At 38.5% G+C, this 20,572-nt stretch carries 20 protein-coding genes; 8 read left to right on the forward strand and 12 right to left on the reverse strand.

What is annotated here, in order from left to right; all coding sequences use genetic code 11:
- The first annotated feature begins 14 nt into the window (after nucleotides 1-14).
- The 5 genes from H9565_RS01200 to H9565_RS01220 all read left to right on the forward strand — a co-directional run bounded on the left by H9565_RS01200 (nucleotide 15) and on the right by H9565_RS01220 (nucleotide 5,990).
- A complete protein-coding gene (locus H9565_RS01200; RefSeq protein WP_215436462.1) occupies nucleotides 15-1,346 on the forward strand; it encodes a serine hydrolase domain-containing protein in 1,332 nt (443 codons plus the stop codon).
- A gap of 51 nt (nucleotides 1,347-1,397) precedes the next feature.
- Entirely contained in the window at nucleotides 1,398-2,504 is a 1,107-nt protein-coding gene (locus H9565_RS01205) for a CNNM domain-containing protein (RefSeq protein WP_215436464.1), read from the forward strand.
- A 39-nt stretch (nucleotides 2,505-2,543) separates the two neighbouring features.
- A complete protein-coding gene (locus tag H9565_RS01210) occupies nucleotides 2,544-3,020 on the forward strand; it encodes a methylated-DNA--[protein]-cysteine S-methyltransferase (RefSeq protein WP_215436467.1) in 477 nt (158 codons plus the stop codon).
- 321 nt (nucleotides 3,021-3,341) lie between these two features.
- Nucleotides 3,342-5,141 (forward strand): DUF4153 domain-containing protein, encoded by a 1,800-nt coding sequence (locus tag H9565_RS01215; protein WP_215436469.1) that lies wholly within the window; start codon nucleotides 3,342-3,344, stop codon nucleotides 5,139-5,141.
- 135 nt (nucleotides 5,142-5,276) lie between these two features.
- Nucleotides 5,277-5,990 carry a 3'-5' exonuclease gene (locus H9565_RS01220; RefSeq protein ID WP_215436470.1) on the forward strand — a complete coding sequence of 238 codons (714 nt, stop codon included), beginning with the start codon at nucleotides 5,277-5,279 and terminating at the stop codon, nucleotides 5,988-5,990.
- A gap of 6 nt (nucleotides 5,991-5,996) precedes the next feature.
- Here H9565_RS01220 and H9565_RS01225 read toward each other — a convergent pair whose 3' ends face one another.
- Entirely contained in the window at nucleotides 5,997-6,971 is a 975-nt protein-coding gene (locus tag H9565_RS01225) for an endonuclease/exonuclease/phosphatase family protein (protein ID WP_215436472.1), read from the reverse strand.
- A gap of 76 nt (nucleotides 6,972-7,047) precedes the next feature.
- Between H9565_RS01225 and hflX the strand changes: the two genes are divergently transcribed.
- Nucleotides 7,048-8,259 carry a GTPase HflX gene (gene hflX, locus H9565_RS01230; protein WP_215436475.1) on the forward strand — a complete coding sequence of 404 codons (1,212 nt, stop codon included), beginning with the start codon at nucleotides 7,048-7,050 and terminating at the stop codon, nucleotides 8,257-8,259.
- Between the two features lie 889 nt (nucleotides 8,260-9,148).
- Here the strand turns inward: hflX and H9565_RS01235 are convergent.
- The 10 genes from H9565_RS01235 to H9565_RS01280 all read right to left on the reverse strand — a co-directional run bounded on the left by H9565_RS01235 (nucleotide 9,149) and on the right by H9565_RS01280 (nucleotide 17,611).
- Entirely contained in the window at nucleotides 9,149-10,069 is a 921-nt protein-coding gene (locus tag H9565_RS01235) for a DUF3078 domain-containing protein (protein ID WP_215436478.1), read from the reverse strand.
- Between the two features lie 66 nt (nucleotides 10,070-10,135).
- Entirely contained in the window at nucleotides 10,136-10,642 is a 507-nt protein-coding gene (locus H9565_RS01240) for a DUF2480 family protein (RefSeq protein WP_215436481.1), read from the reverse strand.
- A gap of 8 nt (nucleotides 10,643-10,650) precedes the next feature.
- Entirely contained in the window at nucleotides 10,651-10,980 is a 330-nt protein-coding gene (locus H9565_RS01245; protein WP_215436484.1) for an SUF system Fe-S cluster assembly protein, read from the reverse strand.
- A 52-nt stretch (nucleotides 10,981-11,032) separates the two neighbouring features.
- Entirely contained in the window at nucleotides 11,033-11,455 is a 423-nt protein-coding gene (locus H9565_RS01250; RefSeq protein WP_215436486.1) for a SufE family protein, read from the reverse strand.
- 73 nt (nucleotides 11,456-11,528) lie between these two features.
- Nucleotides 11,529-12,743, reverse strand: coding sequence for an aminotransferase class V-fold PLP-dependent enzyme (locus H9565_RS01255; RefSeq protein ID WP_215436488.1), 1,215 nt, complete (start codon nucleotides 12,741-12,743; stop codon nucleotides 11,529-11,531).
- Nucleotides 12,744-12,822: 79 nt separating this feature from the next.
- Nucleotides 12,823-13,440, reverse strand: a complete 618-nt coding sequence (locus H9565_RS01260) for an outer membrane beta-barrel protein (protein ID WP_215436490.1) — start codon at nucleotides 13,438-13,440, stop codon at nucleotides 12,823-12,825.
- A 142-nt stretch (nucleotides 13,441-13,582) separates the two neighbouring features.
- On the reverse strand, nucleotides 13,583-14,899 hold the full coding sequence (sufD, locus tag H9565_RS01265; protein ID WP_215436492.1) for a Fe-S cluster assembly protein SufD: 1,317 nt from the start codon (nucleotides 14,897-14,899) through the stop codon (nucleotides 13,583-13,585).
- Between the two features lie 72 nt (nucleotides 14,900-14,971).
- Nucleotides 14,972-15,724, reverse strand: a complete 753-nt coding sequence (sufC, locus tag H9565_RS01270) for a Fe-S cluster assembly ATPase SufC (protein WP_215436495.1) — start codon at nucleotides 15,722-15,724, stop codon at nucleotides 14,972-14,974.
- A 49-nt stretch (nucleotides 15,725-15,773) separates the two neighbouring features.
- Nucleotides 15,774-17,219 (reverse strand): Fe-S cluster assembly protein SufB, encoded by a 1,446-nt coding sequence (sufB, locus tag H9565_RS01275; RefSeq protein WP_215436498.1) that lies wholly within the window; start codon nucleotides 17,217-17,219, stop codon nucleotides 15,774-15,776.
- A 62-nt stretch (nucleotides 17,220-17,281) separates the two neighbouring features.
- Nucleotides 17,282-17,611 carry a HesB/IscA family protein gene (locus tag H9565_RS01280; protein WP_215436501.1) on the reverse strand — a complete coding sequence of 110 codons (330 nt, stop codon included), beginning with the start codon at nucleotides 17,609-17,611 and terminating at the stop codon, nucleotides 17,282-17,284.
- Nucleotides 17,612-17,934: 323 nt separating this feature from the next.
- Here H9565_RS01280 and thiL point away from each other — a divergent pair, with 323 nt between their 5' ends.
- Together thiL and H9565_RS01290 are read left to right on the forward strand one after the other, a co-directional pair.
- The gene (thiL, locus tag H9565_RS01285) at nucleotides 17,935-18,984 is read left to right on the forward strand and encodes a thiamine-phosphate kinase (RefSeq protein ID WP_215436504.1); all 1,050 of its coding nucleotides are present in this window, start codon (nucleotides 17,935-17,937) and stop codon (nucleotides 18,982-18,984) included.
- Nucleotides 18,985-18,993: 9 nt separating this feature from the next.
- The gene (locus tag H9565_RS01290; protein ID WP_215436507.1) at nucleotides 18,994-20,031 is read left to right on the forward strand and encodes an alpha/beta fold hydrolase; all 1,038 of its coding nucleotides are present in this window, start codon (nucleotides 18,994-18,996) and stop codon (nucleotides 20,029-20,031) included.
- 196 nt (nucleotides 20,032-20,227) lie between these two features.
- Here the strand turns inward: H9565_RS01290 and H9565_RS01295 are convergent, their stop codons facing one another.
- Nucleotides 20,228-20,446, reverse strand: coding sequence for a hypothetical protein (locus H9565_RS01295; RefSeq protein WP_038236978.1), 219 nt, complete (start codon nucleotides 20,444-20,446; stop codon nucleotides 20,228-20,230).
- Nucleotides 20,447-20,572: the final 126 nt, after the last annotated feature.

Raw genomic sequence — 20,572 nt, forward strand, 5'->3', positions numbered from 1 at the left:
TTAAAAGAGCAGATTTGAGAATTGTATTGTTTGTATTCCTATTTATATTTCTCCAGCTGTCACAAGCGCAGGAAGGCATTGGAACGCCTTTAAATTTAGGAATAAAGGATGCCTTAACTTATGGCACTCCCTACGATGTAGGGCTGGATTCCAGCTACATCAACACGAACGTGCAAAAAATAATAACTAACGGTATAAAAAACAACGCTTTTCCCGGTGCGCAAATACTAGTTGCCAAAAACGGAAAAATCATCTTTCATAAAGCTTACGGATATCACACTTATGACAGTATACAACCCGTGGCTTTAGATGATATGTATGATTTGGCTTCGGTAACTAAAATTACTGCTGCCCTTCCTGCCCTCATGAAATTAGTGGATGAAGGAAAACTTGATTTGGACGCTCCGTTTAGAACCTATTGGAAGCATTGGAAAAAAGAAAAGGATAAAAGAGATATTACGCTTCGGGAAATTCTGGCTCATCAAGCCGGACTACAACCTTACATTGTTTTTCTAAATGAGGTTTTTAAAAAGAATAAAAAGCTTAAACGGCGTTTTGTTCATAGTTCCCCCAACCGCAGATTTCAAAATCAGGCATATGATGGCTTGTTCGTTAAAAACAAGTTCAACAAGAAAATGTATCGTCTTATTGACCGTTCAAAAGTATCTGCTGAAAAGAAATACAAATATTCGGGACTTGCATTTCTCATATTCCCACAGCTAATAGAGCAACTTACCGGAGAGTCCTATGACTATTATTTGGAGAAGAATTTTTATTTACCGCTGAATGCCCCCACTATGGGGTTCAAACCAAAAACCAAAGACTTTACCAATTTTATTGTTCCTACAGAGGTAGATACCCTTTTTAGGCATACGCTGACCCAAGGTTGGGTCCATGATGAAAATGCCGCACTTTTAGGTGGAATATCCGGTAATGCCGGGCTTTTTGCTACGGCAACAGATTTGGCCAAATTGATGCAAATGTACATGCAATATGGCGTCTATGACGGCAAGCGCTACATATCCGAAGCCACCGTAAAGGAATTTACAAGAGTTCAATTTCCCGAAAATGACAATCGTAGAGGTCTTGGTTTTGACAAGCCTTCATTGAACAACTCGGAACTGCCCCTGTCCAAAGCTTATCCGGCTCCAGAAGTAGGTGCCAGTAGTTTTGGTCACAGCGGTTTTACAGGAACATTCGTTTGGGCAGACCCAGAAAATCAACTGGTATATATTTTTCTTTCCAATCGGGTAAACCCTACTAGAGATAACAGAAATCTTTATAACCTAAATATTAGACCTGCAGTGCAACAGGTATTTTATAAAGCCACATTACCAAGCAAATAAGATCATAAGATTGTACTTTAATTGGTATATTCGTTACACTAAAACTCATTCATGGGCTTATTAATTTTTTACGCTTTAATTTCAATTTTTATTTCGTTTCTCTGCTCCATACTTGAAGCGGTGCTCCTGAGCATTAGCCCAACCTTTGTAAATGTTAAGAAGAAGGAAGGCAAAACCTATGCAGTTACCTTAGAGGAACTAAAGCAGGACGTAGACAAACCCCTTATTGCTATTTTAACGCTAAACACCATTGCCCATACCGTGGGTGCTATTTTGGTGGGTGTTCAAGCCAAAGTTGCCTATGCAGAGATGTACGGTTCATCTACACGAAGCATATTTGGGGTAACCTTTACCGAGGATTTAATGGTTGGGGCGGTATCTACTATAATGACCATTCTCATCTTAGTGGCATCGGAAATTATTCCCAAAACCATTGGCGCCACCTACTGGAGGCAGTTGGCCAATTTTACCGCAAAAGCGCTCAACATTATGGTGGTTGCCTTAAAATATACCGGACTTTTATGGCTCCTACAGCTTTTCACTAAACTTGTGGGCGGCAAAGGACACCATGGAAGCGTTTTAAGTAGAGAAGATTTTACCGCCATGACCGATATGGCCCGCGAAGAAGGTGTTTTTGAAAAATCCGAATCTACTATCATAAAGAATCTCCTACGTTTTGACCAAGTTCTGGTCAAGGATGTAATGACCCCACGTGCAGTGATGAAAATTGCTTCGGAAAATAAAACGATTGCAGAATTTTTTGAAGACAATCCCAAAATGCGCTTTTCACGGATTCCTGTATATGGCGAAAAAATGGATCATATAGATGGTTTTGTGCTTAAGGATACTATTTTAGAGGAAATGGTTAATGAAAACGGAAACACACCATTATCCGAAATAAAACGGGAAATCCTAATAACCGAAAGAAACACCCCTATACCTCGCCTCTTTGATACCTTTATCGCCAAACGGGAACATATTGCCCTAGTTGTGGACGAATATGGTTCAGTAAGTGGATTAGTCACCATGGAAGATGTGATTGAAACCCTTCTAGGGCTTGAAATAATGGACGAGAGCGACAATGTGGCCGACTTGCAGGAACTAGCTCGAAAAAATTGGAATACGCGTGCAAAACGCTCAGGAATACTTGACAAGTAAGTTATAATCAAAAAGCAACGCACCCCAAAATACTCTAGTATGGAAATCGCTTATATCGGCACTCCGCTTGGTACGGCAAAACTTGAAGGCGATGACAACGGCCTAGCTGCAATTACCGTTTTGGATGAGGATAAAAGCCTATCCGTTGATGTTCCTGTGCACCTAGTAGAAGCTGCAGAACAACTAGAACAATATTTTGCGGGTACACGAAGTGATTTTGATATTAAATTAAACCCAGAAGGCACGGATTTTCAAAAACGGGTTTGGGAGGCTCTACTAGAAATACCTTTCGGAAAAACAGTTTCTTACTTGGACCTTTCCAAAACTTTGGGAGACGTAAAAGCTATTAGAGCCGTTGCGGCTGCGAATGGCAAAAATCCGCTTTGGATTGTGGTTCCATGTCACCGGGTTATTGGTAGCGATGGTTCCTTAACAGGCTATGCGGGAGGCTTACATCGTAAGAAGTGGTTGTTGGAGCATGAATCTCCCTTTAAACAACAAAGCCTTTTCGATTAGCACAAATCCTCTAGCATCAACTGCACAATTTGCCACCGTTTCATCAATGATTTAAGCATCTCCGACAAACTGATTAGTCGGTTTAAAAATTAAAAATCCCCTATTATAGTTACTAATGGTATTTTTCATCGATAAATAGTTCTTATTATTGAAGAACTCACAACTTTGAGCCTGTTCGAGAAATGTACCAACCAACCGGGTGGTCTGTTCCACCTTTTATCACCCCCTATAAGATTACATGTCACAATATTCCCAAATTCAGGGAGTTATTCTAAGACAATCCGCTGTAATTTTGTGGTTAACTGTTGTAAAAACTAAACTATGGCATTTCTCTCCCTTAATGATTTAACCAGTAAAGCGCAAAGTGCATTTAAAAGGTTTCCATTAACAATCCTCTGGGCATTATGCGGTACACTCTACGCCATATGGGTGGTAGATGCACCCAAAGAAGCAAATACAGACAACCAAACCAATATCATACTAACATTTATTTTGGGAGTAAGTTGGCTTATTGGCTCCCAGTTTTTTCTTGAACAACTTAAAAACTCTAAAAAGGCCATTTGGTTGAAACCCGTTCTGCTCTTGTTATTGTTTCTCTTCTACTGGCATTTACCCGAAGTTGATACTTTTGATGATGACCCTATTTATCTAGTCCGTTTTTTCCTGTTTTTGATTGCAGGACATTTATTCGTTCTATTCGCTCCCTTTTTATTCAAATGGAATAAGAATGCTTATTGGAATTACCTCAAAGCTGCTGGTTTTGCCATAGTGAGAAGCGGTTTTTTCTCAGGTGTACTTTATCTTGGACTAGTACTGGCCCTTTTGGCTATTGACGCGCTGTTCAATATGCGAATAGATGGCGATATATATTTTCAGTTGTTTCTTTTTTGCTTAGGAGTGGTCAATACATGGATATATCTATCGGACTTCCCAAAAAATATACATCAACAAAAAGAAATCCATTTCAATAAGGCATTAGAGGTCTTTGTCAAATACATTCTGATTCCGCTAGTCATTCTATACCTGCTGATTCTTTATTCCTATAGTATAAAAATCTTGGTTGAATGGGAACTTCCAAAAGGATGGGTTTCATATTTGGTCACCGCATTGGCCTTTTTAGGTTTTACCGTACAGGTCATTATAAATCCAATTCATGAAACAGTGAAGTCTTGGACTATCAAACGCTTTTATCCTTGGTTTTATATTTTGATATTACCCTTATTGGTGCTTCTTTTCATTGCTATTTTTAGACGTGTTTCCGATTATGGCATCACTGAGAATCGTTACTTCGTAATACTGTTGGCCTTTTGGATTTTAGGAATTAGTCTGTTTCTTTTATTCAGCCGAAAAAAGAGTCTCCTAATTTTACCGTTTTCCCTCTTTATTCTAGCAATACTATCATCATTTGGTTTTTGGAGTGCGTCCAGCGTGTCATTAAAAAGTCAGACACATCAGTTCCAAATCGTATACGAAAATGTACTTCAAAACAACAGATTGGCCACTTCTGACCAATACAATCAATTAACGTCCATTCTAAAATACTTGGACGATAGAAAATCGGTGAACCAACTAAACAGCATTACCGGTATCGAGATTAAGGATATTTTTAAAGATACTTTTAGCGATGAGCCGGAGGTTTTTAATTGGTTCGATTCCCAAAAAGTTTTAGACTCCCTTGACATAGCCTTAGCCCCAAATGAATTTGGGTCCGAAGCCCGAAACACAAAATATTTTAACTACTATGCAGACCGACAGCAAGCACAAAACTATACGCTTAAAGGGTATCATGATCTAGCGGTATTTACCATTAACGAAAATATTTCCACAAACGCCTCAATAGGAGTTTACACCATAGATTATGACCATAAGAATAATTTTCTGAGCCTACTTGCACCTAAGGATAGTCTAACGCTACATGAGATTCAACTTCTCCCAAAACTTAGAGACTTGAGCAAGAGAGGAACTAATCTATATAACATTGACCCTGAACAAATGATAATGGAAGTAGAACATGAAAATATTTCGGTGAAAATAATTTTTGATGAGCTTAATTTCCGAAAAATGGGGGATTCATTACATCTAAGCAGCGCCAGAATTTTTCTTTTTCTAAAACAGAAATGATACTTCTTAGAAAGAGTTTACTCGTAACAACGCACACCTTCTTAATCTGAAAACATGGGTTATTCCAATGAAATAAATGAATCCCAGCTATAATAAGATGGCTATTTTCTTATATTTATTCAAAAAAATCCAATCATGCTAGGTAGGATAAACTTAGAGCATATTTTATTCTTAGACATTGAGACCGTTCCCGAACAGCCCAATTTTGATGCCTTGGATGAGGAAAAAAAGGAGCTTTGGGAGCAAAAGTCCCGATACCAACGCAAAGAAGATTATACAGCTGAAGAGTTTTATGACCGTGCCGGAATTTGGGCAGAGTTCGGAAAGATCGTGTGCATTTCAGTAGGGTATTTTCGTGTGAACGGAGAAACCAAAACCTTTAGAACTACTTCTTTTTATGGAGAAGAAGATAAATTATTAAAAGAGTTCAAAAATTTATTGAACGGACATTTTAGCTCAACCAAGCATTTGCTCTGTGGACACAATGCCAAGGAATTCGATTTTCCATACATTGCACGCAGAATGATCATTCACGGTATTGAATTACCGTACAAACTGAACCTATTTGGCAAAAAACCATGGGAAATTCCGCATCTAGATACCATGGAACTATGGAAATTTGGGGATTATAAGAATTTTACCTCTCTAAAACTACTGTCCAATATTTTAGGTATTCCTTCTCCCAAACAAGATATTGACGGCAGTATGGTTCGCGAAGTTTATTACGAAGAAAAAGACCTAGACCGTATTGTTACCTATTGTGAGCTTGACGTAGTTACTACGGCCCAAGTTTTTCTACGCTTACGAGGAGATGAACTCCTGGACGATAGCAATATTAAAAGTATCTAGGAGAAACTAAGCGTTATATTTCAATTGAATATAAACCGGAAAATGATCGCTGTACCCACCAATGTATTTGTTGCCCACATAAGTGCGGAAGGGAGACCCCATGTATTTTCCTTCAAACTCCGTTAAAAAATGTTCATCAAAGATATTGGCATGGGCAAAACTGTGGGTTCCCTTTTCAAAATTTAGAAAACTGTGCGAGACCATTATCTGATCAAAAAGCATCCATGACCTTTTATAGTTGGCACTACCACGTTCTGGTGTGAGCAACTTTTCCATAGGGTTGTACAAGGTTTTAGTTTCCATGAGCGACTGTACGCTTTCGGACTTTGGGCCATCGTTAAAATCACCCATGATTATATAATTGGGATTGGCCTCTTGCTCCTCAATTCCGGCCATGAACTTAATTATAGTTTCGGCCGCAATAACTCGCTTATATCCGGTTTTTGAATTGCCGCTCCTTCTAGAAGGCCAATGGTTTACGAATATATGAACCACTTCATTGTTCAATTTGCCTTTTACGTACAGAATATCCCGTGTGGTATCTCGTCTTCCATCCTCTTCATAAATAAATAAAGTAATGGGCTCCGAATGTAACACCTCAAAATGGTCCTTATGATAGATCAACCCACAGTCTATACCCCTCTCGTCCGGAGAATCATAATGTACGTAGCTATATTTTATATTAGCCAAAGGTTCTGCCGCCAGAAGGTCCTCCATAACCTGTTGGTTTTCTACCTCTGCCACTCCCACTAGGACTGGCGGGCTCTGGGTTTCGGAATTGCCAATCTCAGAAATGGTCTTAGCCAATTTGTACAACTTTTTTTTGTACCTTCTTAAAGACCACTTTTTGCGGCCTTTTGGCGTAAAATCATCATCAAGGGTCTCCGGGTCGTCTACCGTATCAAATAGATTTTCTAGGTTGTAGAAGCTAATTGTATTTAAATGGCTTCCCTTTTTTTTCCTGAAAAATGAAAAAATCATAAAATTTTCGATTGGGATCTTAAAATTACGAAAATAGCTCGGTCAGTATTGCTTAAATTTGCACTTTAGTTTAGATATGTTAGAAAAGAAGACCATAGATCACGAAAAAGCCGTTTTAATCGGTATTATTAACCGCGAACAGAGCGAAGAAAAAGTTACCGAATATCTTGATGAACTTGAATTCTTGACCTACACTGCCGGTGGAGAGGTTATAGAACGTTTTGTACAGCGCATGGATGTTCCCAACCCCAAGACCCTTATAGGTTCCGGTAAGATGGAAGAAGTAGAGGCATTCGTAAAAGCGAACGATGTAGGCTCCGTTATCTTTGATGATGAACTTACCCCTGCCCAACAACGTAATATAGAAAAGTTGTTACGTTGCAAAATTGTGGATCGTACAAGCCTTATTCTAGATATTTTTGCGCAACGTGCGCAGACCAGTTATGCACGTACCCAGGTAGAACTGGCGCAATATGAATATCTGTTACCGCGATTAACGGGACTTTGGACTCACCTTGAGCGCCAACGTGGAGGTATTGGAATGCGTGGACCGGGTGAAACCGAAATTGAAACGGATAGACGTATTGTTCGTGATCGTATCTCCCTGTTAAAGAAAAAGCTCCTTAAGATAGACCGCCAAATGGAAACCCAACGGGGAAACCGTGGGGCCCTGGTTCGTGTAGCTCTGGTAGGGTATACCAACGTAGGTAAGTCTACTCTAATGAACGTCATAAGTAAAAGCGAGGTATTTGCAGAGAATAAGCTTTTTGCAACGTTGGACACCACCGTACGTAAAGTGGTTATAGGCAATTTGCCTTTCTTATTAAGTGATACGGTTGGTTTTATCCGAAAGCTACCTACGCAGCTGGTAGAAAGCTTCAAAAGCACTTTAGACGAAGTTCGCGAGGCCGATCTGTTACTTCATGTTGTTGATATATCACATCCGCAGTTTGAGGAACATATAGAGTCCGTTAATAAAATCTTGGACGAAATAGATAGTGCGGACAAGAATACCATTATGGTGTTTAACAAAATTGATCAATACAAACATGCCGAAATAGATGAGGATGACCTCATCACCGAAAGGACAGAAAGGCATTTTAGTATTGACGAATGGAAAAAGACATGGATGCAACGTGTTGGGGACCGCGCCCTATTCATATCTGCCTTGAACAAAGAAAATCTGGACGAATTTAGAAAAAGGGTTTATGACGAGGTAAGGGATATTCATGTAACACGCTTCCCGTACAACAACTTCCTCTATCCGGAACATTTGGACGAGTATTAAACTGTTTTCAAGAAATCTTTTACCGTTCATCGGACATACACAACAACTTGTATTTTTCACAACAGCCTTGCTTAGGTTCACAACAATAATTTAGAAGACCGAAGAAACCACCGTAAGTTTACAGTGTAATTAAGTGATAGCATTGACCCCAAATCGAATCTTGAACTTGACCGAAACAAGTAACGAACCCCAAACCTGTTACTTGATCAGAAAAAAATAATACCAAATTGACCAAACCTACTTGATAAAAAAACCCTCTGTACAAGAGGGTTTTTTTATGCCTCCTATTTTGCTTGGTTTTTAAAATCAAACTTAAACTATGCCGTTCATCGAACATTATGGACCGTTGATATTTTTCACAACAGCCTTGCTTAGGTTCACAACAATAATTTAGAAGACCGAAGAAACCACCGTAAGTTTACAGTGTAATTAAGTGATAGCAATGACCCCAAATCGAATCTTGAACTTAACCGAAACAAGTACGAATCCCAAATCCGGACTTGACCTACGAAAAGCTTAAAAAATTGCGACCCCAAATTGCAATTAAAAAGTACAAGTAAACCTACTTAACAAAAAAGCCCGTTAAAACGGGCTTTTTTGTTTTCTATAACCTGATTAAAAAATGGATTCTAGATGTATTTCGTCGAAGCTATGTTCATTTTAACGAGCTACACCACAAATTGAAATAGGTTCACAACAAAAGTTTAGCAATGATAGCGTTGCCTATTACATTCGTCTTGTATTTGAAACTTAGTGTACGTCCCAAATAAATTACTTAACCAAGGTTTGATTTATTGACTGTACAACCAAACTTAACTAATCCTACTTAACAAAAAAAACGCCCCGATTATCATCGGGGCGTTTTCATTATGTATGAATTAAACTTTTTTTAGAAAGAGTAGTTAAGACCAAAAAGGTAGTAGCTCTGTAGAACATTATCCAAATTGTCAAAAGACGCATTGGCATCCGAAACTAATGCATTAGCCAAACCTTCTTGTTTGTTGTCACGAAGACCAAATTCAAAACCTACACCAATTCCTTTCCAAAGCGTGTATCCAAAAGAGTTGATCCATGTCCAGTTAGAAAGATCACCGCTCTTGTAACTTTGAAAAGTAGAGAAGTTGGTCTTAAAGTTAATTGACCCCAACTGTTTTGCATAATCAACAACAATCTTAGCACCAGCAGAAGAATCGTAAGCTGCATCATTATCAGCAAAAACAAAGTTGTAGTTCAATGGGTGAATAACAACTACCATATCAGGAATAGGAGTCCAAGTAGCACCAACACCAAAATCTAAATAACCAGGGTCATTAAAGTTGTTGATGATAGATGTACGATATTCCGCCAAGGCCGAAATAGCAAAGTTCTTATTCAATTTATAACCGTACAATGAAGTGATGTTAAAAACATCTGTTGTGTTATCAAATCCCTCCGCATCCGTAGGATCGTTTTTATCATCTAACTTAACCCATTGGAAATTAGCATTGGCAGAGTTTCTCCAGAAGAACTTCTCCCTATCCAAGTTAGCGATTGCATTAACCGTAACCCCAATGTTTCCTGAAGAGTTATCCGGTGTACCTTGCGAGTACCAGTTATTAAATTTTGAAAGGTTGGCACCTATTGTACCGAACGCTCTTATTTTCCACCCTGGAAAAGCATCAATTTGTCCTTGAAGCGCATCTACCCTACCTTGAATGGCACTGATAGAGTCTTTTTTTGCAGCCTGTTCAGCTTTTAATTCATCAATTGTCTGTGCAAAACCCACCGAAAAGGTAAGTAATGCCAAAGATGTAAGCAGTAATTTTCTCATGGTATTTGTGTTTATTAATTTAGACACGCAAAAGTACTAATTGTCACTTATTTTAATAATAAATGTCTACTTTCTTTTGTACAAAGGCACGGAAGAACATGCCTCTCCATACATGAGAGATTTTACTATGGGCTGTAACTTTCCTATTATCAATACGTAAGCATTAGGTGGCACCGGTTTATTACTACAACCTTTAACAATAACAAATTTGTCCTTTAGCTCCGAAACATCTAAATCTTTTAACGTTTCTGTATAAAGTAAGGTTTCCAAATCCTCTAAAGAACCCTGAATATACCGATTGGCATAAGGGTTTAAATAAGTGGCCAATAACATATAGGCCCAGCCCGGAACTATCGCATCTGTTGAGCAATGTAGGGCAACGTAAGAATCTTTGTACTGTGCCCAGTCGTGCTCGGCGGCACGGGCGCGGAATTCTTTTTCCTTTAAAATAAAACCTTCCAATAGCCATTCGGAAATATCAAAAAGCACGCGCTTTCCCGGGAGATAATAATCCTCCAAGTTAAACGTAACCAATTTGCTCTCAGCTACCCTATTGATAATTTCTTCTGCCATATCCGCTTTTATAATAAGCCCAATTCCAATTTAGCCTCTTCACTCATAAGATCTTGCGTCCATGGTGGATCAAAAGTAATTTCTACCTCTGCATCTTTAACGACGTCCAAAGACTTTACTTTTTCCTCTACCTCTGCAGGAAGCGATTCCGCAACCGGACAATTGGGAGATGTTAAGGTCATTAATATCTTCACTTCGTTATCCTCATTTACGAATACGTCATAAATTAAACCAAGCTCATATATATCTACTGGAATTTCAGGATCGTATATGGTCTTAAGTATAACTACTATTTTCTCGCCCAACTCTTGGCTATCAACTGCTATTTCTTCACTCATGTTCTTGAGATTAATTCGTTAAAGATTGAGGTCGCCCCTACAAGGCATCACTCTAATTTAATTGTGTTTGGTAAGCTATGGCATATAGCTTCAATTGTTTGATCATACTTACCAAACCATTGGCCCGCGTAGGTGAAAGATGTTCTTTAAGACCAATTTCATCAATAAAATCGGTATTGGCATCAATAATATCTTGAGGTCTTTGATTACTAAAGGCCCTTATTAAAATGGCAATTATACCTTTCGTTATAATTGCATCGCTATCCGCAGTAAAAACCAATTTATCCTCCTCAAGCTCCGCATGAACCCACACTTTGCTTTGACAACCTTTGATAATATTATCATCAGTCTTAAATTTTTCGTTGATAAGCGGTAAGCTTTTGCCCAGCTCGATCATATATTCGTAGCGTTGCATCCAATCATCGAACATTGAAAATTCGTCTACTATTTCGTCCTGTATTTCCTTTATCTGCATTATCGCTATTTTCGGTAAAAATACAACAACTATCTATGGATTTCAACACTTTAAGAGAATGATAACGCCATCCTTATTCCAACATGCCCTTTGCCCGGATTACCGCTTTGGCCAAGGCATCTACCTCATCCATAGTATTATAAAAACTAAAACTGGCCCTTACCGTTCCCGGAATTCCGTAAAAATCCATAATGGGTTGTGCACAATGGTGACCAGTTCTTACGGCAACGCCCAATTTGTCCAGAATAGAGCCTATGTCATAAGGATGCAGCCCTTCTATATTAAAAGAAATAACCGAAGTCTTGTTTTTTGCCGTCCCGTAAATCTTCAGCCCTTCTATTTTAAGCAATTCTTGCGTGGCATAACCCAACAGTTCATGCTCGTATTGAGCAATAGCCTCAAAACCTATGGCGTTCATATAATCCAGAGCGGCACCAAAGGCGATACCACCACAAATATTTGGTGTTCCCGCTTCAAATTTATGCGGTAAATCTGCATAGGTAGTTTTCTCAAAAGTTACCTCAGCAATCATCTCTCCCCCTCCTTGGTAGGGAGGCAATTTATTTAGCCATTCTTCTTTGCCATACAAAGCCCCTACACCGGTAGGCCCACACATTTTATGAGCTGAGACCGTATAAAAATCGACATCCAATTTTTGCATGTCCGCTTTAACATGGGGAGCCGCTTGCGCGCCATCAATTAAAACAGCAGCACCAACAGCATGTGCTTTTTCTATTATTTCTTCAATGGGATTAATGGTTCCTAGTGCGTTGGAAATATGATTACAGAAAACCAATTTGGTCTTGGTGGAGAGTAATTCTTCAAAAATGTCCATTCGCAACTCACCATCAAGATTCATCGGAATTACCTTCAAAACGGCACCTGTTCTTTCGGCCAACATTTGCCAAGGCACGATATTAGAATGGTGCTCCATAGCCGACACCAGTATCTCATCACCTTTTTTCAATAAGGTGGTAAACCCATTGGCAACGATGTTAATACTGTGCGTTGTTCCTGAGGTAAATATAATCTCGTATGAATTCTTTGCATTGAAGTGCTTCTGAATCTTTTGCCGAGCTACTTCATATTTATCAGTTGCTTCTTGAGACAGTGCATGCACGCCACGATGTATATTGGCGTTGTAATTCTGGTAGTAATCTACTATAACATCTATCACCTGTTGAGGCGTTTGTGATGTAGCAGCATTGTCTAAGTATACCAAAGGCTTTCCGTTCACTTCTCTTTTGAGAATAGGGAAATCCTCTCTTATTTTATTTATATCTAACATAGTCAATCTTCTTAAATACAAAGATACCCGATTGTAAAAACAAATCGGGTATTAGAGTACTTGAATTTGTATCTGAGGATTAAAACCTAAAACCAACTCCGACCTTTATGAGACTTATATGTTCTATGTTTCTTAAAGTTTCTCCTTCTCCCTTTGTTTTATCAGCAACATTTCGGATAAGGTCAACCTGAGTTTTTAAAAAGAACCGCTTAGTTATATCATAAGAGAGTCCCAAATTCACATTTATTCCCCCTTCTGACTCTGTAATCTTGTGCGCCCCAGGAAATGGAGGTTCATTTGGCCCATAATCAAATACACCATCATATTTAGATTCAACAAAAGTATACCCTAGCCCTATAGAAGGGTGAAGTTTTTTTGCTCCCGGAATAGAAAACTCTGCAAAGACCTCAGGTTTAATTAGCCAGTGAGTCTCAGTGTAATCATATGATGAAGGGTCATTAAAGTCTTTTGTGTCTGCCTTGTAAATTCCTGTGTTGATACCCGCACCGATTTTGACAATGTTAAAATCCAAAAATCGATATTTTACACCTAGGTCAATAATACCTTTAGCATCATTTCCTAAATCATCACCAGAAGAAAAAGGATAATTTGCTTCCACACTCCATTTGTGATCCTGAGCGAACAAGCTTGCACTTAAAAAGAAAATTAAAGCTGATAAAAAGTAGATTTTTTTCATACGAACGATTCATTAATGGTTTATAATTCGGTCGTAAATTTATACGTAAATTCCTTCAAAAAAATAACGGCACTCCCAAAGTGCCGTTAAAAAAATTATATGTTTTAAGATAATTTCTTGTTAAGAAATCTCATGGTTCTCCTTATAAGTCGAACCCAAGATTAACACCTAACTTTTTAGCAATCAACTTATTAATACGTGCTTTTAGTTCTGGTATACGTACACTTTCCAGTACATTATTAGCAAAAGCATACATTAACAATGCTCTCGCTTCCTTTTCAGGAATACCCCGAGATTGTAAGTAGAATAAAGCATCTTCATCTAACTGCCCAATAGTACAACCGTGTGAACATTTTACATCATCCGCAAAAATCTCTAACTGCGGCTTAGTATTGATTGTAGCCTTGTCACTAACCAAAATATTATTGTTCTGCTGAAACGCATTGGTTTTCTGCGCAATCTTATTTACAATAATCTTACCGTTAAAGACTCCTGTAGAACTATCGCCATAAATACCTTTATAATCCTGGTGACTTTCACAGTTAGGCTCAATGTGGTGCACTAACGTATGATGATCTACATGTTGCTTATCGCCCAAAATAGTAACCCCTTTCATAGTGGAGTCAATATATTCTCCATTCTGGTAGAAGTTAAGATTATTACGAGTTAGTTTTCCACCAAAAGAGAAGGTATGAACCTTAACCACACTCTTATCTTTTTGGTCTATGTAGGTATTATCAATCAATGAGGCAGAAGCCGCATCATTCTGAATCTTATAATAATCAACAATTGCATTTTTCGCTGCGAAAATCTCCGTCACGCTGTTGGTCAAAACTTCGTTGGATGTCAAACTTTGGTGACGTTCAATAATCTGAACCTCGGCATTCTCTTCCGCAATAATCAAATTCCTTGGCTGCAACAAAATAGATGCCTCGTTCCCCGTAGCGAAATGAATAATTTCTATAGGCTTCTTGGGCATTTTATTCTTAGGAATATAAATATACGCCCCTTCTCTACTAAATGCAGTGTTCAATGTAGTTAGCGACTCATCTTTAGACGCTACTTTATTAAAATACACATCTATAACCGGCTTGTACATTGGCTTAGTAAGCGCTGCGCTCATTAAGCAAATATCAACACCATCATGCGTTGTTTCCGAAAGATAAGAGCTATAAATACCGTCTACAAAAATGATTTTATACGAATCTATTTCGTGCAAAAAGTATTTTTTAACGTCTTTATACTCAAGGGTATTTTCTTCTCGTGGGAAAATGCTGAAATCTATCTTTTGAAGGCTATTAAGAGAAGTGTACTTCCAAGCTTCCTCCTTTTTACTGGGAAAACCTTTAAGCTCAAAGTTCTTCATGGCCTCTGTTCTAACATCGTGCACGGAATGTTCCACATCTACGTTGTTCTCGAACGCCATAAAAGATGATATCAATTTGTCTTTTAAATCCATATATTTTAGTATTAAGTATTGATTACAAAGTTTTTAATGCTTTGAACCAATAACTCTGTACTTCGTACTATTTTAAACGGCAGTTTCCTGCTTTAACCAATCGTATCCTTTTTCTTCCAGCTCTAAAGCCAATTCTTTTCCGCCAGACTTTACAATTTTACCATTGTGCAATACGTGAACAAAATCAGGAACAATATAATCCAACAATCGCTGGTAGTGGGTAATCACGATTACCGCATTGTCCTTGCTCTTAAGCTTGTTAACGCCATTAGCAACAATGCGCAAGGCATCAATATCCAAACCGGAATCCGTTTCATCCAAAATGGCCAACTTAGGCTCTAACATTGCCATTTGAAAAATTTCATTTCTCTTCTTTTCCCCACCGGAAAAACCTTCATTTAATGAACGAGATAAGAATTTACGGTCTATTTCCAATAATTCCGATTTCTCACGAATCAACTTCAACATATCCTTGGCCGGCATATCTTCAAGACCTTTGGCCTTTCTAGATTCATTAATGGCCGTCTTCATAAAATTGGTTACGGAAACACCTGGTATTTCAACTGGATACTGAAAAGACAAGAACACCCCTTTGTGAGCGCGTTCTTCCGGAGAAGCATCTTCTAAATCTTCACCCTCCAAGGAAACGCTACCTTCAGTAACCTCAAATTCTTCCTTACCTGCAATTACAGATGCCAAGGTACTTTTACCTGAACCGTTGGGGCCCATTATGGCATGAACCTCACCAGCTTTTACCTCTAGGTTAATACCTCTTAATATTTCTTTGTCCTCTACACTAGCGTGTAAATTTTCGATTTTAAGCATTTTGCGAATCTTATTTATTAATCAAAACTATAAACTGCATTTGGCAAGATTAACCTACCGAGCCTTCTAAACTAATTTCCAATAATTTTTGCGCCTCAACGGCAAATTCCATAGGCAATTTATTCAGAACTTCCTTACTGAACCCGTTTACAATCAAGGCAATAGCCTTTTCAGTATCTATACCTCTTTGGTTACAGTAGAAAATTTGGTCTTCCCCGATCTTACTCGTAGTTGCCTCATGCTCTATCTGTGCACTTTTGTTCTTGGCTTCTATATATGGGAATGTGTGGGCCCCACATTCGTTACCCATTAGGAGGGAATCGCACTGAGAAAAGTTACGTGCATTCTCTGCACGGCTGTTCACCTGAACTAGACCCCTATAACTGTTCTGCGATTTTCCTGCGGATATACCTTTGGATATAATGGTACTACGGGTATTTTTACCTAAATGCACCATTTTTGTACCGGTATCTGCCTGCTGATAATTATTGGTTACGGCAATGGAGTAAAACTCACCTATTGAATTGTCCCCTTTTAATATACAAGAAGGATATTTCCAAGTAACGGCCGAACCTGTTTCTACCTGTGTCCAAGAAATCTTTGCATTTTTCTCGCACAAACCTCTTTTGGTAACGAAGTTATAAACCCCACCTTTTCCTTCTTTGTTCCCTGGGAACCAATTTTGTACCGTTGAGTATTTTATTTCGGCGTCGTCTAAAGCAATAAGCTCAACAACAGCGGCATGTAACTGATTTTCATCTCTTGATGGTGCAGTACAACCTTCTAAATAACTTACATAACTATCTTCATCTGCAATTACAAGCGTTCTTTCGAACTGACCTGTACCCGCTTGGTTGATTCTGAAGTAGGTGGATAGTTCCATTGGGCAACGAACACCTTTTGGAATGTAGCAGAAACTACCGTCTGAAAAAACAGCTGAGTTTAGAGCCGCATAAAAATTATCTTTCTGCGGAACTACCGATCCCAAATATTTTTTGACCAGCTCCGGATGCTCTTTTATAGCCTCGGAAATAGAGCAAAAAATGATTCCTTTTTCCGCCAGTGTCTTTTGGAAAGTAGTAGCAACGGAAACTGAATCCATTACAATATCTACAGCAACGTTTTGCAGTTTCTTTTGCTCATCTACAGAAATACCCAATTTCTTGTACATTTCCAACAACTCCGGATCCACCTCATCCAATGTTTTATTAGGGTCCGCTTTTACAGGTGCGGAATAATAGCTTATTGCTTGAAAATCTGGTTTAGTGTAATGCACATTGGCCCATTCCGGCTCCTCCATCTCCTTCCAAATCTTGAAAGCCTCTAAACGCCAAAGGGTCATCCACTCTGGTTCTTCTTTCTTTTTCGAAATGGCGATAACGATTTCCTCGTTCAATCCATTCGGGAAAGTATCGGACTTAATATCCGTATAGAAACCGTACTCGTACTCCTTGGTTTCGAGTTCCTTTTTTAGTTCTTCTTCTGTATATGCCATTTTTTCCTTTTATACCAACTACACTAGGTAATTGAATAATTAGTTCTTTTACTATTTTCCGTTTATAACGAAAAACTTTCTCCGCAACCACAGGTGCGTTGTGCGTTAGGGTTGTTGAAAACAAACCCTTTTCCGTTCAATCCGCCAGAATAATCTAGCGTTGTACCCACTAGGTAAAGAAAACTTTTTTTATCTACAATAATGCGCACATCGTTATCTTCAAAAACCTTATCGGTTTCTTCTTTCTTCTTGTCAAAATCGAGTTCATACGATAAGCCGCTACACCCACCACTCTTAACACCTACGCGAACAAAGTCCGTTGAGGCATCAAAACCTCCCTCGGTCATTAAGTCTATGACTTTCTTTTTCGCAGTCTCAGATACTTGAATCATAAGCATTTGGATTTAATCTAAATAGTTTACAAATATACGGTATTAGTAGGGTTTTACCATAAGAACTAACATTATTATAACGCATATTGCAATAAGCTTTTTCTATTGATGTCCCAATCTTATTCAATTAATAAAAAGGAGAGGTATGTATTTGGAAAAATCTTTATCAAAAATTGAGTCAAAGGAGAATTTCACTGGTATTTCCGTAAAAAAAGAGGGTTTTATATGGCTGTATAAATCCGGATTTAACCTGTATACAATTTTGTTTTCCTCCATTCATTAAAAATTAAGGCTATCAAAATTATCATTCTTACTTTTGCAAAATGTTAGAAGATAAAAATCAAGAACGCACGTCCCTGGAAAAACTTGGTGAATTTGGCCTTATTGACCATTTGACCAAAAATTTTGATATTACCCACAATTCCACCATTAAAGGTGTTGGAGATGATGCCGCAGTATTTGACCATAAGGATAAAACCGTCTTAACAACAGATTTACTGATAGAAGGGGTTCATTTTGACCTCAGCTATATGCCTTTAAAACATTTGGGCTACAAAGCGGTGATGGTAAACTTATCCGATGTGTATGCTATGAATGCAACGGCTACGCAAATAACCGTTTCATTGGCCGTTTCTAACCGTTTCCCGTTAGAGGCACTAGAAGAACTATATGCCGGTATTGCCCTTGCTGCAAAGATTTTTAATGTAGACCTTATAGGAGGAGATACCACATCTTCTACCTCAGGAATGCTTATTAGTATTACCGCGTTAGGAGAGGCAAAAGAAGAGGAACTCACATATCGTGATGGAGCAAAAGAAAATGATCTTTTAGTTGTTAGCGGAGATTTAGGTGCCGCCTATATGGGTCTCCAGGTATTAGATCGTGAAAAAGAGGTTTTTAAGGTGAATCCCAATAATCAACCTGATTTATCGCCCTATTCATACATTGTTGAAAGACAATTAAAACCCGAAGCTAGAAAGGATATTGTTGAACTTTTAAAAAAGTTAGAGGTACGGCCTACCGCAATGATCGATATAAGTGACGGACTTTCATCAGAAATTCTTCATCTCTGCAAAAACAGTAAAATAGGTTGTAATCTGTTTGAAGAAAAAATTCCGTTAGACCCTACCGTGATTTCCGCTTGTGAAGAGTTTAATGTAGATAGCACCATGGTAGCCCTAAGTGGAGGGGAAGACTATGAACTTCTTTTTACTATTTCACAGAATGATTTCGATAAAATAAAAGGGAATCCCAATTTAACGGTAATTGGTCATATGACCCATGAGAGCGAAGGTGCCCATTTGGTCACAAGAGGCAATACCAAAATTGAATTGACCGCCCAAGGGTGGAATTCATTCAAATCAAAAGACTAAATCACTTCTATGAAAAAGCGTAATAGATGTAAGTATTGGGCAACTAGATTTTTCGCTTTAACCTTAATTACTATCCTATTTTACGCCTGTGCGTCCGTTCCCAAATTATCCAATGAGACGGAATTACTGATCAAAACGGTAATTCACGAACCTTTACCCGAAATGGTTAAGGGTAAAACAGGATTTGCCATTTCTGACGGTTGGAAAATTTGGTACGAGCATATCCCAGCTACAAACCCTAAAAAAGGGACTATTTTATTGGTAATGGGTGCTGCCAACGACGCCCTCACGTGGCCACCGAGTTTTATTTCAAAATTTACCAAAGCCGGTTATGATGTTATACGCTATGACCATAGAGGAACAGGCCTCACCCAACGTCTAAAAAAAACGGATAAGGAGTATACTCTTACCAGTATGGCCAATGACCCCATTGCAATTCTTGATAGTTTACATATTGAAAAGGCCCATATTGTTGGTGTATCCATGGGTGGTATGATATCTCAAATTGCCGTAATTCAACAAGAAAACCGATTTAAAAGTCTAACTTCTATTATGTCTTCCGCAGATTTGTTCGATTCTACTCTGCCAACACCATCTCCCGAAGTTCTTCCAAAAATGATAAGCGCCGTATTAAAATATGGTGTTTTTGGCGGAAAAAAAGCTCAAATGAAACTTCAGTTTGTTCAAAAAAGAATTTTAATGGGAGAGGCTACGGGCCCTATAGCCAGCAAACCCCTAGCGGAAGCTGCTCTTTATAATATTGAAAGGCGGGATGGCTTTCATTTTATTGCGGGAAGGCAACATCAAAAAGCGATTGAGACCGCTGAACCAAGATATGATGGCCTATCAAAATTGAAATTGCCCGTGCTTGTCGTTCACGGTAAGCAAGACCCTGTTATACCTATTGAACATGGAAGAAAAATGGCAAAGGTAATTCCAAAAGCAGATAGTTTATGGGTAGATAATATGGGGCATGATTTACCCGATGCAAAAATTGACCTCATAAGCGCTAAAATTCTAAAAACAATAGAAGAAAACAACTTATAAGATTCTGTAAAATAGACTATTACGAACTATTTGGAAAGGCATAAAAACAAAAAATTCCCGAAAATAAAGGACATACCTAACTTATACTGTTGTGGGGCGAACGACAGTGGAGAACGAGGCTGTTTCCTAAATTTCCGGAAATAAGTTTAAAATCCCGATGCCAATAACGGTTCAGGATTTCGGTGCCAAAGCATAGTTAAGCGGCATGCTCTGCTGCCCTATGTCTTTTCTGAAATATATTTTCTAAGGTTTTATTAATATCCTGCAGTTCCGGAGTAAGCGTTGAAAGGTTTCCACTTACGTCTGTTGTAACTTGTTTTCCACAATGGATACATTTGTACTCTTTAATGTGGAGGGTCACTTTTTTTGACACCGTGTAGTGATGCCCGAATAAACTGCAAAAAAACTTCTTCATGGTTGTAGGTTTAAAACGCATCATCGGCTTTTGGGAAGCCGCTTACTGCAAATTTGGGTCTATACTTTTTAGTGATTTTTAGGCACTCTTTCTACTTGAACGCTACCATATCTTTTTTTATTGGGC

Origin of the sequence: Zobellia russellii (genome assembly GCF_018728565.1) — a bacterium.
GTDB classification, from domain to species: Bacteria; Bacteroidota; Bacteroidia; order Flavobacteriales; family Flavobacteriaceae; genus Zobellia; species Zobellia russellii.

What these genes read in the sequence shown, in the direction of transcription:
- H9565_RS01205 (WP_215436464.1), top strand. Translation starts at nt 1,398, where the DNA reads ATGGGCTTATTAATTTTTTACGCTTTAATTTCAATTTTTATTTCGTTT.
- H9565_RS01210 (WP_215436467.1), top strand. Translation starts at nt 2,544, where the DNA reads ATGGAAATCGCTTATATCGGCACTCCGCTTGGTACGGCAAAACTTGAA.
- H9565_RS01215 (WP_215436469.1), top strand. Translation starts at nt 3,342, where the DNA reads ATGGCATTTCTCTCCCTTAATGATTTAACCAGTAAAGCGCAAAGTGCA.
- H9565_RS01220 (WP_215436470.1), top strand. Translation starts at nt 5,277, where the DNA reads ATGCTAGGTAGGATAAACTTAGAGCATATTTTATTCTTAGACATTGAG.
- H9565_RS01225 (WP_215436472.1), bottom strand. Translation starts at nt 6,971, where the DNA reads ATGATTTTTTCATTTTTCAGGAAAAAAAAGGGAAGCCATTTAAATACA.
- hflX (WP_215436475.1), top strand. Translation starts at nt 7,048, where the DNA reads ATGTTAGAAAAGAAGACCATAGATCACGAAAAAGCCGTTTTAATCGGT.
- H9565_RS01235 (WP_215436478.1), bottom strand. Translation starts at nt 10,069, where the DNA reads ATGAGAAAATTACTGCTTACATCTTTGGCATTACTTACCTTTTCGGTG.
- H9565_RS01240 (WP_215436481.1), bottom strand. Translation starts at nt 10,642, where the DNA reads ATGGCAGAAGAAATTATCAATAGGGTAGCTGAGAGCAAATTGGTTACG.
- H9565_RS01245 (WP_215436484.1), bottom strand. Translation starts at nt 10,980, where the DNA reads ATGAGTGAAGAAATAGCAGTTGATAGCCAAGAGTTGGGCGAGAAAATA.
- H9565_RS01250 (WP_215436486.1), bottom strand. Translation starts at nt 11,455, where the DNA reads ATGCAGATAAAGGAAATACAGGACGAAATAGTAGACGAATTTTCAATG.
- H9565_RS01255 (WP_215436488.1), bottom strand. Translation starts at nt 12,743, where the DNA reads ATGTTAGATATAAATAAAATAAGAGAGGATTTCCCTATTCTCAAAAGA.
- H9565_RS01260 (WP_215436490.1), bottom strand. Translation starts at nt 13,440, where the DNA reads ATGAAAAAAATCTACTTTTTATCAGCTTTAATTTTCTTTTTAAGTGCA.
- sufD (WP_215436492.1), bottom strand. Translation starts at nt 14,899, where the DNA reads ATGGATTTAAAAGACAAATTGATATCATCTTTTATGGCGTTCGAGAAC.
- sufC (WP_215436495.1), bottom strand. Translation starts at nt 15,724, where the DNA reads ATGCTTAAAATCGAAAATTTACACGCTAGTGTAGAGGACAAAGAAATA.
- sufB (WP_215436498.1), bottom strand. Translation starts at nt 17,219, where the DNA reads ATGGCATATACAGAAGAAGAACTAAAAAAGGAACTCGAAACCAAGGAG.
- H9565_RS01280 (WP_215436501.1), bottom strand. Translation starts at nt 17,611, where the DNA reads ATGATTCAAGTATCTGAGACTGCGAAAAAGAAAGTCATAGACTTAATG.
- thiL (WP_215436504.1), top strand. Translation starts at nt 17,935, where the DNA reads ATGTTAGAAGATAAAAATCAAGAACGCACGTCCCTGGAAAAACTTGGT.
- H9565_RS01290 (WP_215436507.1), top strand. Translation starts at nt 18,994, where the DNA reads ATGAAAAAGCGTAATAGATGTAAGTATTGGGCAACTAGATTTTTCGCT.
- H9565_RS01295 (WP_038236978.1), bottom strand. Translation starts at nt 20,446, where the DNA reads ATGAAGAAGTTTTTTTGCAGTTTATTCGGGCATCACTACACGGTGTCA.